Annotated in this window: 9 protein-coding genes; 8 read left to right on the top strand and 1 reads right to left on the bottom strand. The window is 58.6% G+C overall.

Annotation, left to right across the window (positions count from 1 at the left end):
• Positions 1–3 precede the first annotated feature (3 nt).
• The 6 genes from AC3IUA_RS05630 to AC3IUA_RS05605 all read left to right on the top strand — a co-directional run bounded on the left by AC3IUA_RS05630 (position 4) and on the right by AC3IUA_RS05605 (position 7777).
• Complete coding sequence (locus tag AC3IUA_RS05630) at positions 4–1452, top strand: alginate O-acetyltransferase (protein WP_489359522.1); 1449 nt, start codon at positions 4–6, stop codon at positions 1450–1452.
• Positions 1453–1487: 35 nt separating this feature from the next.
• Positions 1488–2597, top strand: coding sequence for a mannuronate-specific alginate lyase (locus AC3IUA_RS05625; protein WP_489359521.1), 1110 nt, complete (start codon positions 1488–1490; stop codon positions 2595–2597).
• A gap of 107 nt (positions 2598–2704) precedes the next feature.
• Positions 2705–4264, top strand: coding sequence for an MBOAT family O-acyltransferase (locus AC3IUA_RS05620; protein WP_489359520.1), 1560 nt, complete (start codon positions 2705–2707; stop codon positions 4262–4264).
• Positions 4265–4275: 11 nt separating this feature from the next.
• Positions 4276–5451, top strand: coding sequence for an alginate O-acetyltransferase (locus AC3IUA_RS05615; protein ID WP_489359519.1), 1176 nt, complete (start codon positions 4276–4278; stop codon positions 5449–5451).
• A 14-nt stretch (positions 5452–5465) separates the two neighbouring features.
• Positions 5466–6119, top strand: coding sequence for an alginate O-acetyltransferase AlgF (locus AC3IUA_RS05610; RefSeq protein ID WP_489359518.1), 654 nt, complete (start codon positions 5466–5468; stop codon positions 6117–6119).
• 209 nt (positions 6120–6328) lie between these two features.
• Positions 6329–7777, top strand: a complete 1449-nt coding sequence (locus AC3IUA_RS05605) for a mannose-1-phosphate guanylyltransferase/mannose-6-phosphate isomerase (RefSeq protein WP_489359517.1) — start codon at positions 6329–6331, stop codon at positions 7775–7777.
• 246 nt (positions 7778–8023) lie between these two features.
• Here the strand turns inward: AC3IUA_RS05605 and AC3IUA_RS05600 are convergent, their stop codons facing one another.
• On the bottom strand, positions 8024–10840 hold the full coding sequence (locus AC3IUA_RS05600; protein WP_489359516.1) for an RHS repeat domain-containing protein: 2817 nt from the start codon (positions 10838–10840) through the stop codon (positions 8024–8026).
• A 168-nt stretch (positions 10841–11008) separates the two neighbouring features.
• On the opposite strand from AC3IUA_RS05600, the gene AC3IUA_RS05595 reads away from it, so the two are divergent.
• Together AC3IUA_RS05595 and AC3IUA_RS05590 are read left to right on the top strand one after the other, a co-directional pair.
• Entirely contained in the window at positions 11009–11473 is a 465-nt protein-coding gene (locus tag AC3IUA_RS05595; protein ID WP_489359515.1) for a multidrug transporter, read from the top strand.
• A 36-nt stretch (positions 11474–11509) separates the two neighbouring features.
• Entirely contained in the window at positions 11510–12334 is an 825-nt protein-coding gene (locus tag AC3IUA_RS05590; RefSeq protein ID WP_489359514.1) for an SDR family oxidoreductase, read from the top strand.
• The last annotated feature ends 6 nt before the right edge of the window (positions 12335–12340 follow it).

The following is a 12340-nucleotide window of genomic DNA, read 5'->3' as shown; positions in this document are numbered from 1 at the left end:
TTTATGCACCCACACTTGATCAAACTACTCAGCCTTTCGGGCCTGACCGCGGCGATTCTCGCCGCCAGCGCAGGCGCACGTGCCGATGACGCCCAGGCGCCGAACTTCACGGCCGAGCCGTGCTGCAACCTGTGCCCGGCAGCCCACGACGCGAAGAACTACACCACTCGCTATCAGCAGAACTTCACCACGCTGGTACAGGCCCAGGGCGACTGGTTGTTCCGGACCCAGGAAGACCTGCGTACCGAGTTCGACACCACGCCCGCCGGCTACAAGCGCATGAAGCAACTGCGCGATGCGTTCAAGAGCAAAGGCGTTGAGCTGGTGGTGGTTTACCAGCCGACCCGTGGCCTGGTGAACCGCAACAAGCTGAACCCGGAAGACAAGGCCAAATTCGATTTTGACAAGGCGCTGCGCAATTACAAAACCATGCTCGGGCGTTTCGCTGCCATGGGTTATGTGGTGCCAGACCTGTCGCCGCTGACCAATGAGCAATTGCCCGACGAAACGCCGGCCCACGATTTCTACTTCCGTGGCGATCAACACTGGACCCCTTACGGCGCCCAGCGTACAGCGAAAATCGTCGGCGAGAAGGTCAAGCAAATTCCGGCCTTTGCGGACATTCCCAAGCGCGAATTCGAGTCCCATAAGTCAGGTCGCATGGGTAAGACCGGAACGTTACACAATATGGCTGGTCAACTCTGTGGCACCAGCTACGCGATCCAGTACATGGATCAATTCACCACCGAGCCAAAAGGCGAGGCGGGCGACGGCGACCTGTTCGGCGATTCCGCAAATCCGGAGATCACCCTGGTCGGCACCAGCCACAGTGGCAAGAACTACAACTTCGCCGGTTTCCTGGAAGAAGCCATCGGCGCCGACATCCTCAACGTGGCATTCCCCGGCGGTGGCCTGGAAGGTTCGATGCTGCAGTACCTGGGCAGCGAAGAGTTCCAGAAAAAACCACCGAAGATTCTCATCTGGGAATTCTCACCACTTTATCGCCTGGACCAGGAAACCACTTACCGGCAAATGATGGCGCTGCTCGACAACGGCTGCGAAGGCAAAGAAGCATTGATGAGCAGCAGCACCACCCTCAAGCCCGGCAAGAACGAGCTGATGGTCAACAGCAATAACATGGACCTGCGTAACAGCACGCACCAGGTCGACATCCGCTTCGCCGACCCGTCGGTGAAAACCATGCAAGCCACCCTCTGGTACATGAACGGGCGCCACGAGGACATCAAGATCGAAAAACCGGAAACATCCGACACCGACGGGCGCTTCGCCTTTGAACTGCGCACTGACGAAGATTGGGCCTCGCAGACCCTGCTGGCCGTAGAGGTCCAGGGCCCGGAAGCGGGTGCCACTGCGCAGAAGGTCGAAGCGAAAGTATGCAAACGCAACGTGTTCCCGAGCGCTGAGCAACGTACCGCTCAGGCAGGGCAATGAGGTTACCAATGCACACTGGAACTCGAACACTGACGATGAAAAGGCTGCTGGCGCCGACGCTGCTGGGGCTGGCGATTTTCGCCGGCACCGCACAGGCCGCCGCACCACTGCGCCCGCCTCAGGGCTATTACGCGCCAGTGGAAAAATTCAAGACCGGTGACAAGGCCCAAAGCTGCGAAAGCATGCCGACGCCCTACACCCGGGAACTGCAGTTTCGCAGCAAATACGAAGGTTCCGACAAGGCCCGCTCGACGCTCAATACAGCATCGGAAAAAGCCTTCCGCGACGCCACCGCCGACATCACCAAACTGGAGCGTGGCACCAGCAAACAGGTGATGCAGTTCATGCGCGACGGTCGTCCGGAACAGCTCGAGTGCACCCTGAGCTGGTTGACTGGCTGGGCCAAGGCCGATGCGCTGATGTCCAAGGACTTCAACCATACCGGCATGTCGATGCGCAAATGGGCACTGGGCAGCATGGCCTCGTCCTATATCCGCTTGAAGTTTTCTGACAGCCATCCGTTGGCGAACCACCCGCAAGAGTCGCAACAGATCGAAGCCTGGTTCAGCAAAATGGCCGATCAGGTGGTCAGTGACTGGGACAACCTGCCGTTGGAAAAAACCAACAACCATTCGTACTGGGCAGCCTGGTCAGTGATGGCCACTGCGGTCGCGACCGATCGCCGCGACCTGTTCGACTGGGCAGTGAAGGAATTCAAAGTCGGCGCCAACCAGGTCGACGCCCAGGGTTTCCTGCCTAACGAACTCAAGCGCCAGCAACGCGCCCTCGCCTATCACAACTACGCCCTGCCACCGCTGGCGATGATCGCCAGTTTTGCTCAGGCCAACGGTGTGGATGTGCGCCAGGAAAACAACGCTGCACTCAAACGCCTGGGTGACCGAGTGCTGGCCGGGGTCAAGGACCCTGACGAGTTCGAAGACAAGAACGGTAAAGAACAGGACATGACCGACCTCAAGGTCGATTCGAAATTCGCCTGGCTCGAACCCTTCTGCAGCCTCTACGCCTGCCCGGCCCATGTGCTTGAACGCAAACGCGAGATGCAACCGTTCAAGAGCTTCCGCCTGGGTGGGGATTTGACCAAGGTCTATGACCCGAGTCATGAGAAAGGCAACAAGGGTTCGTAAGGCTTGTGGCCAGGTTAGTTTCAAATGCAATACAACCTCCCCGATTTTGGTGGGGGGGTTTGGGGGGGCTCTGGCCCTTAACTGTTGGATAAACACGGAGAGTCAGGATGGTTTTCTCATCCAATGTGTTCCTGTTTCTGTTCTTGCCGATCTTTCTCGGCTTGTACTATTTGAGCGGGCAACGCTATCGCAATCTGCTGCTGCTGATTGCCAGCTATATGTTCTACGCCTGGTGGCGAGTGGACTTCCTGGCGCTGTTCATGGCCGTCACCCTGTGGAACTACTGGATCGGCCTGAAAGTCGGGGCTGCCGGCGTTCGCACCAAACCTGCACAACGCTGGCTACTGCTCGGCGTGGTGGTGGATCTGTGCATTCTCGGCTACTTCAAGTACGCCAACTTCGGCGTCGACAGCATCAACGCGATGATGACGTCGGTCGGTCTGTCGCCGTTCATCCTGACTCACGTGTTGCTGCCGATCGGGATCTCGTTCTACATCTTCGAGTCCATCAGCTACATCATCGACGTCTACCGCGGCGATACCCCGGCCACCCGCAACCTGATTGACTTTGCGGCGTTCGTGGCGATTTTCCCGCACTTGATCGCCGGCCCCGTGTTGCGTTTCCGCGACCTGGCCGACCAGTTCAACAACCGCACCCACACCCTCGACAAGTTCTCCGAAGGTGCCACGCGGTTCATGCAGGGCTTCATCAAGAAGGTCTTCATCGCTGACACCCTGGCGGTCGTGGCCGACCATTGCTTCGCCTTGCAGAACCCGACTACCGGGGATGCCTGGCTCGGCGCACTGGCCTACACCGCGCAGCTGTACTTCGACTTCTCCGGCTACAGCGACATGGCCATCGGCCTGGGCTTGATGATGGGTTTCCGCTTCATGGAAAACTTCAAACAGCCGTACATCAGCCAATCGATCACCGAGTTCTGGCGTCGCTGGCACATCAGCCTGTCCACCTGGCTGCGTGACTACCTGTACATCACCCTGGGCGGTAACCGCAAAGGCACGCTGACCACCTACCGCAACCTGTTCCTGACCATGTTGCTCGGCGGTCTGTGGCACGGCGCGAACATCACCTACATCATCTGGGGTGCCTGGCACGGCATGTGGCTGGCGATTGAAAAGGCCCTGGGCCTGAACACCTCGCCGTACAGCTTCAACCCGATCCGCTGGGCGCTGACCTTCCTGCTGGTAGTGATGGGCTGGGTGATCTTCCGCTCGGAAAACCTGCACGTCGCCGGTCGCATGTACGGTGCCATGTTCAGCTTCAGCGAATGGTCGCTGTCGGAACTCAACGCAGCGAGCCTCACCGGTCTGCAAATCGCGACCCTGGTGGTGGCTTACGCAACCCTGGCGTTCTTTGGCCTGCGGGACTTCTACAGCAATCGGCCAAAAGCCAAGCCTGCCGTGGACACCGAAGCCAATGGCCCGGCCACCGCGCAACCAGGCCTGATCAAAGCCGTACCGGGTGATGCCGCAGACAGCATCCACCAACCGGGCTACACCGTCGGCACCGATGCACTGGTGCAACCTGCCTACTGGGTTGCCGATTGGCCGCGCTACGCAATGCGCGCCCTGGTGCTGCTGCTGTTCGTGGCTTCGATTCTGAAACTCTCGGCGCAAAGCTTCTCGCCGTTCCTTTACTTCCAGTTCTGAGGGAGCCGACCATGACCCGCTCATTACGCATCCTCTATGTCACGCTGTTTATGGCCATGCTGCTCGCCTTGGGCGTGTGGTCGACACGCAGTTTCTTCGGCTTCAACACCACAGCCGAGACCACGGTGCTCAACGGTCGCTGGACCAAAGCCGTCGAGACTCACTATGACGAAGAGTTCCCGATCAAGCGCCTGGGTACCAACCTCTGGGCGGCGCTGGATTTCAAACTGTTCAACGAAGGTCGTCCGGGCGTAGTGCTCGGTCGCGATCAATGGTTGTACAGCGATGAGGAATTCAACCCGATCGTCAACGAAGACCAGAACCTGCAAGGCAACTACGCGCTGGTCGAAGGCGTGCGTCAGGTGCTCAAAGAGCGTGGCATTAAACTGGTGATGGCAATTGTTCCGGCCAAGGTGCGCCTGTACCCGGAACACCTGAGCGATGTGCGCCCTGCCAGCATCCACGCCGATCTGTACCAGGACTTCCACGCCCATGTCGCGGCGAACAAGATCCTCGCTCCCGACCTGCTCGGCCCGATGCAACAGGCCAAGCAGAACGGTGATCAAGTGTTCCTGCGCACCGACACTCACTGGACCCCGACCGGCGCCGAGATCGCAGCCAGGCAATTGGCCGCGGCGATTGCCGAGAAAACCCCGCTCAATGGCGAGCCGCAGCGCTTCGTCACCGAAGCCGAGAAAACCGAACAGCACAAAGGCGACCTGACCCTGTTCCTGCCGCTGGACCCGCTGTTCAACAACCTGATGCCACCACAAGAACCGCTGGAAAAACGCACCACGCGAGTCGCTGAAGAGCAGCCTGCCGGTGACGACGCCTTGTTCGCCGACAGCGAAGTCCCGGTGGCCCTGATCGGCACCAGCTACAGCGCCAACCCTAACTGGAACTTTGTCGGTGCCTTGAAAGAGGCCCTGCAAAGCGACGTAGTGAACTACTCGGAAGACGGCCACGGCCCGATTCTGCCCATGCTCAGCTACCTGAAAAGCGCTGACTTCAAAGACAGTCCGCCACAAGTGCTGATCTGGGAATTCCCGGAACGTTATCTGCCCGTAAACAACGAAATCGGCGATGCCGACCCACAGTGGGTCGCTGCACTCAAAGAAGCCGGTACGCGCCAACAAAACCTGGCTACAAACACCAAATCCGAGACGCCCGATCGGGCGCAAAACTGAAAGAGGTACTACACATGACTTTCACGACTACTCCTCGTCGTCTCGCCAAGACTTTCGCCCTCGTTGCCGGCGTCAGCCTGTTGTCGATGCAAGCCTTCGCTGGCGACGCCGCGCTCTACGGCCCGACTGCACCTAAAGGCTCGAGCTTCGTACGTATCTACAACGCCAGCAATCAGGAAGTCAGCGCCACCGTTGGCACCACCAACCTCAACGAAGTCGCTCCGCTGGCCAGCAGTGATTTCAGTTTCATGCCTGGCGGCGACTACAGCGCCAAGGTCGGCAGCCAGACCCTGCCGGTGAAACTGGCCGGCGACCACTACTACACCCTGGTCAATAACGCCGGCGGCAAGCCACAACTGGTCGAAGAACCACCGTTCAAAAACAAGCAGAAATCCCTGGTGCGCGTGCAGAACCTCAGCGACAAACCGCTGACCCTGAAAACCGCCGACGGCAAAACCGAAGTGATCCCGACCGTCGCCGCCAAAGGCCGTGGCGAGCGTGAAATCAACCCGGTGAAAGTCAGCCTCGCCCTCTATGAAGGCGACAAGAAAGTCGGCGACGTGAAACCGGTCGCGCTGGAACGTGGTGAAGCCGCAGTGCTCTACATCACCGGCAGCGGCAGCAGCCTGTCGCCAGTCTGGGTAAAACGCCCGGTTTCGACCCGTTAATTAATTTTCCGGAGGGTTAACGCCGCCCCTGGGACCGTTGTTACACGGTCCCCGTAGGAGCTGCCGCAGGCTGCGATCTTTTGATCTTCGGCGTTATTGAAAACGCCAAAAAATCGCAGCCTGCGCAACCTTTCGACACGGAACAAAAACAAGAGTGAAGCGACAGAACGCAGTAGCTCTGACCCAATTGATTTTCAAGGAGTAACAACATGATTCCGGTGATCTTGTCAGGTGGTAGTGGCTCACGTCTTTGGCCGCTTTCGCGTAAACAATTCCCCAAGCAGTTCCTCGCCCTGACCGGCGAACACACGCTGTTCCAGCAAACCCTCGAGCGCCTGGTGTTCGACGGTATGGATACGCCGATCGTGGTCTGCAACAAGGAACACCGCTTCATCGTCAACGAGCAACTGAGCAACCGTAACCTCGACAGCCAGCGCATCCTGATGGAACCGTTCGGCCGCAACACTGCGCCGGCCGTGGCCCTGACCGCGATGATGCTGGTCAACGAAGGTCGCGACGAGTTGATGCTGGTATTGCCGGCCGACCACGTCATCGAAGACCAGAAAGCCCTGCAACGCGCCTTGGCCCTGGCCACCGTGGCTGCGGAGAATGGCGAGATGGTGCTGTTCGGTGTACCTGCGACCAAACCGGAAACCGGCTACGGCTACATCAAGTCGACCAACGATTCGCTGCTGCCCGAAGGCGTCAGCCGCGTGTCGCACTTCGTCGAAAAACCTGACGTGAAACGCGCCACCGAGTTCGTTAACGCCGGGGGTTACTTCTGGAACAGCGGCATGTTCCTGTTCCGCGCCAGCCGCTTCCTCGAAGAGCTGAAAAAGCACGACCCGGACATCTACGACACTTGCATGCTGACACTTGAGCGCAGCGTGCAAGATGCCGACACCGTCGACATCGACTCCGCGACTTTCGCCTGCTGCCCGGACAACTCCATCGACTACGCCGTGATGGAAAAAACCCAGCGCGCCTGCGTGGTACCGCTAAGTGCCGGCTGGAGCGATGTCGGCTGCTGGTCGTCGCTGTGGGAAGTCAACGAAAAAGACGCCAATGGCAACGTCACCAAAGGCGACGTGGTCATCCAGGACAGCAAAAACTGCATGATCCATGGCAACGGCAAACTGGTCTCGGTGATCGGCCTGGAAAACATCGTCGTGGTCGAAACCAAAGATGCCATGATGATCGCCCACAAGGACAAGGTTCAGGGCGTCAAACAGATGGTCAACACCCTCAACGAGCAAGGCCGCAGCGAAACCCAGACCCACTGCGAAGTCTACCGCCCATGGGGCTCCTACGATTCGGTGGACATGGGCGGGCGCTTCCAGGTCAAGCGCATCTCGGTCAAGCCGGGCGCGTGCCTGTCCTTGCAGATGCACCACCACCGCGCCGAACACTGGATCGTGGTCAGCGGCACCGCCGAAGTGACCTGCGACGAGAACGTGTTCCTGCTGACTGAAAACCAGTCGACCTACATCCCGATCGCCTCGGTCCACCGCTTGCGCAACCCGGGCAAGATCTCGCTGGAAATCATCGAAGTGCAATCGGGCAGCTACCTGGGTGAAGACGATATCGAGCGTTTTGAAGATATCTACGGCCGCACCCCGGTCGAACGCGGCGTCTCGGTGAAAACCATCGCGCAGTGATTGACCGGTAATACCGCAGAATAAAAAGCCCTCGTCCAGCCGACTGCGTCCCCTATCCGCAGTGGGTTGGGCGGGGGCTTTTTTTGTTCCCGAGTTTCATCCTGCCTGTGTGCTGCGACCTGAAACACCGTGTCGATGCTGTGATGTGATGGATGTGTTGGGGCGCAGGATTCGAGGGGCCCGCATAGGGTTGAAGACTAAAACGCAGCCTTGATGATTCTTCTTCCCGTCAACGAGGGAGCCTCATCAAGGGATCCGCCAGTTACCGTGCAACATGGCAATCACCGCCAACGAGTCAGCGTTGTGTTTAACAAGGTCATGACGAACCGCGATAGCCGTCTCAAACACTTCTTCGCGTTTGCGCTTTGTAGTCGAAGGAGATTTGCCAGACGCGACTGAATGATCATCAAAAATTTTAATATAGTGTTGAAGTCCGGTTTTGGACATTTTGTCCTCACGAGGTGACTCTTCACTGCGTTCGCCCGATGCCTCCATTGCGCCCTTTACATAACTTTCAAGCTCTAATGCCGTTGCATTTTTTAGTAGTACTTTAGTCATCAGATACCAAAAATCACTTATATGATCTGGATCTTTAGATGACCTCATCGCGTGAAACGCCTCATGAAGCACCGTTTTTGCCAACGCAAAGGGATGGGCCGTTTTTATGTACTCGTCATTCAACCAGATTAAATTTCCTTGAGTATTTGAGGGGGCACTTTTCCCAAATGACTTTCCCATCCCTTGTAACAATGCAAGCCTCCAACTGTTTTCACCACTTAATGTTAAATTAAATATTTTGACCTCCTCCATAATACTCAATATTTCCTGTCTCAACCGTCCAGGACTATTCTCAGGCAGAGAATAGTCGGGCCCAAATACTGTTTCCATGATCTCATTGGTAAAGGGCGCAGTGGGGCTACTCTTCAATCCGGCAATCGTCTTATCCAGCCAGTCACCCCCCAATGTTATCGCTTCGACAACTGATTTCCGAGCGTCTGCTGGAAAGTTCTCAAGACCACGCGCTACAAACTTCATATTGCGATCTATAGCACTCATTTCTCTACGACTCAGGACATCATAACTATTGCTTCCTTCGTCATCTCGATGATTAAGCGGAGAATTCCCAAGCATCCTGAACAGGTTCAATCCATCTATGCTGCCCGCCGGATCCGGGTTAACCCATTTTTGTAGCCATGGCATGTAATATCGCAAGCCGTAGTAATAAAGTCCCGTTGCATCTCGCTCTTTGCCCGAATAGCGCACGGTTTTATAACTCGCCTCCACTTCCCCTCTGCCGGTAAACCATGCGGTACTGCCAAAGGGGTGATAGCGCTCCTGGCTGATCACCTCGCCCGCGCTGTCGAGTTCCAAGGTGCAGGAGCCTAGATGATCCGCGACGACGTAACGGTATTGATCATTGGCAATGCCTTTGGGTGGCTCCGTCTCCCAGTGCAACACTCGCACCGCACTTCTACCGGCCTGGATGACGATCACCTGCAGTTCTTCGCCGGTGCCACTGTGGCTGCGGACTTCCAGGCCCCGGAGGTAGCAAACTTCTGTGATCAGCGTGCGGGCATTGGTCTGGGTCAAGCGGATTTTGCGGCGGCGCATTCCGTCCGCGCCGTAGACATACCATTCGCTATCGTTGAGACCAGAGTCGCGCGCTACCGGCCGCACGTCCTTCAACTGGTTTCGCAGGTCCCAACTCAGCGCCTGCCCCGGTTGCAGGTTCAGCAGATTGCCATTGGCGTCAAAGGCTGCGGCGATCTCTGCTTCGCTCGGTGGCCGGCCGTTGTGTTCGGGCAGGCAGCGGTTGCTGTGCCTGGCGGCAGTCAGGGTCCGGCCATGCTGTTGCGGGCCGTCGTGGGCCAGTTCCAACAGATTGCCACCCTCGTCATAGCGGTAGGTCTGGCGGTAATTGGCGCGCGGCGCGGGATCGTCGAAAGCGGAAAATTGCGGGCCTTTATTCGGACCGCCCGCCTCCCAGCCGGTGGCCTGAATCAGCTGGTAGAGGCTGTCATAGAGATAGCGGCTGATCGGGTCGATGCGCTGATTGGCGAAGTAGCGGATCGGTTGCGCCGCATCTTCGATGCTCAGCACATTGCCGACCGGGTCATAGTCATATCGCAAGTCTTGCAGGGAGTTACTGTCGCGCTTGGCCTGCAGCCGGATCAGGCGACCGTCTTCGGGACGATACTCAAGGGTGGTGATGACGCCGTTGCCCGCGGCTTCCCGCTCAGTCTGACCGTGGGCGTTGTACTGGATGGCACTGACCAAGGTTTGCCGGTTAGCCTGTGCGCTCAGTTGCAGGTGTGCCTCCCGTAACTGGCCGCCAGCGGTCTGGCGGAAGAACTGTCGATTGCCTTTGGCATCGGTCTGCTCGAGCACATCGCCCAGCGGATTGAAGCGCGAGCGGGTCGTTGCGCCTTCGCCGGGTTCCAGCAGCTGATTGCGCTCTTCCAAAGGCACGGGCCAGTCGGGCGAGCCCAGCAGGCGCAAAAAATGCTGAATCTGCTCCAGCAGCGCCCCGGTCAAACCAAAGATTTCATACTGCTGCGTGCCGGCCGGATCATCGTGTCGAATCAATTGCCCGCACTGGTTGTGATCGGCGATTGCGGGATCAGCAGTACCGTACAGATAACGCTCCGTACAGGAAAACTCCTCATCAAGGGCCTGCTCGAACACCGCCTGCGGCCGCAGCAGCGTGTCGTACTCCATCCGCCGCTGACTGCCCCGGCCATCCCAGTGATGCAGCAGTTGATCTGCTTCGCCCAACAAACTGATGCGCCACCCGGCATCGACGCTGATCGTGCTCAGCACTTTGCCGGATAGGGAATACACCGAGGCGAGGTTGGCCGGGGCCGAAGCGTCTCTGAACAGTCGCGGATCCCACTGGGCGATGGCGCGCCCCGTCGGGTCATGGGCTGTGCGATTGACGCGTGATTCGGCAGGTCCACCTTGCGCAATGCGGCAATAATCCACCGAACGCACCGTCAGGCCACGCGGGTCAGTGGCTGTCAGCGTCGGGGTGCGGCTGTGTAATGTCGGTGTCTGAGCCAACATGGCCTGTGGTCTTCCTTGTGCCTGAAGATAGCTAATGCTGATAAGCCATACCTGGCTACTGTCAGAAATTACAGGGCCGACCAGCGGCGCAACCCTCAAATCCCCTCATGTCCATTCCCATCGCCCTTCGGTACGATGGTGCTATCTACCTCTCGGAGACTTTCAAGCATGTTCATCGGCGTCCTGCTGGTCATTACCTGGCTGGTCCTGTTGCTGCGTTATCCGGCCAAAGCCTTGCCGGTATCGCTGGCGGCGGCGATCGGTCTGGGTCTGGTGGCGGTGTGGGTAATCTGGCTGGACAACCGCGAGATCAAGCAACTGGCGCGGCTGGAGTTGCGTATCAGCTATGCGCCCGAGCACTGCCCGGCGGATCGTCCATTGCAAGTAAAAATGAACAACGGCAATGACGTGCCGCTGACCGAGTTGCGCTGGCGGATCGCCGCCTATGCGCCCGGCGATACAGTGAACCTGGCGGATAATCTTTACGCCGCCCCACGCTACCGCGGCCCTGGCGAACTGCAGGCCGGCGCCTCGTGGGAAGACTGTTTGCCGCTGCCACCGCTGCGTCCCGGTTATCGTCCGCAATCCCTGGAGTTTCGCGCCGAGCGTTTGCAAGGTAGTTTCTCCGACTGATTCACTCCTTCTCCCCTCTTGCACAAGGACCGCGCCATGCCCCTCGCGTTAATCACCGGTTGTTCCAGCGGCATCGGCCGCGCGTTGGCTGATGTGTTCAAAACCGCCGGTTATGAAGTCTGGGCCACTGCGCGCAAGGCTGAGGATGTAGCGGTGCTGGCCGCTGCCGGGTTCACCGCGGTGCAACTGGATGTCAACGATGGGCCGGCACTGCAAGCCTTGAGCGAGCGCATCAACCGGGAACAGGGTGGCCTGGATCTGCTGATCAACAATGCCGGCTACGGCGCGATGGGGCCATTGCTCGACGGTGGTGTGGAGGCCATGCAGCGGCAGTTCGAAACCAATGTCTTCTCGGTGGTCGGCGTGACCCGTGCACTGTTCCCGGTACTGCGCCGCGCCAGGGGTCTGGTGGTGAATATCGGCAGTGTCTCCGGGGTGCTGGTGACGCCGTTTGCCGGCGCTTATTGCGCCTCGAAAGCCGCCGTGCATGCCTTGAGCGATGCCCTGCGCATGGAGCTGGCGCCATTCGGCATCGGTGTGATGGAGGTCCAGCCCGGTGCCATTGCCTCCAGTTTCGCCAGGAATGCAGGGCATGAGGCCGAACAGTTGATCACCGAACAATCGCCCTGGTGGCCGCTACGCGAAGGCATCCGCGCCCGCGCCAAGGCCTCTCAGGACAATCCGACCCCCGCCAGTGAGTTTGCAGCCGGATTGCTCAAGGCCGTGCAACAGAACAAACCGCCGCGTTTGTTGCGCTTGGGCAATGGCAGCCGGGCGTTGCCGTTGATGGCGGCATTGCTGCCCAAGGGTGTTTTGGAGGCGGGGTTGATGAAGCGGTTTGGGTTGGGTGGGCGCTTGTAAGAGGGT

This window comes from Pseudomonas sp. KH_050 (assembly GCF_057838875.1).
The sequence above is the reverse complement of the archived record's forward strand: the minus strand, read 5'-3'. Positions and strand labels throughout refer to the sequence as shown.

Bases quoted from the DNA above. Each gene is read 5' to 3' on its own strand.
- AC3IUA_RS05620 (WP_489359520.1), top strand. From the start codon at position 2,705: ATGGTTTTCTCATCCAATGTGTTCCTGTTTCTGTTCTTGCCGATCTTT.
- AC3IUA_RS05610 (WP_489359518.1), top strand. From the start codon at position 5,466: ATGACTTTCACGACTACTCCTCGTCGTCTCGCCAAGACTTTCGCCCTC.
- AC3IUA_RS05615 (WP_489359519.1), top strand. From the start codon at position 4,276: ATGACCCGCTCATTACGCATCCTCTATGTCACGCTGTTTATGGCCATG.
- AC3IUA_RS05590 (WP_489359514.1), top strand. From the start codon at position 11,510: ATGCCCCTCGCGTTAATCACCGGTTGTTCCAGCGGCATCGGCCGCGCG.
- AC3IUA_RS05630 (WP_489359522.1), top strand. From the start codon at position 4: ATGCACCCACACTTGATCAAACTACTCAGCCTTTCGGGCCTGACCGCG.
- AC3IUA_RS05625 (WP_489359521.1), top strand. From the start codon at position 1,488: ATGAAAAGGCTGCTGGCGCCGACGCTGCTGGGGCTGGCGATTTTCGCC.
- AC3IUA_RS05605 (WP_489359517.1), top strand. From the start codon at position 6,329: ATGATTCCGGTGATCTTGTCAGGTGGTAGTGGCTCACGTCTTTGGCCG.
- AC3IUA_RS05595 (WP_489359515.1), top strand. From the start codon at position 11,009: ATGTTCATCGGCGTCCTGCTGGTCATTACCTGGCTGGTCCTGTTGCTG.
- AC3IUA_RS05600 (WP_489359516.1), bottom strand. From the start codon at position 10,840: ATGTTGGCTCAGACACCGACATTACACAGCCGCACCCCGACGCTGACA.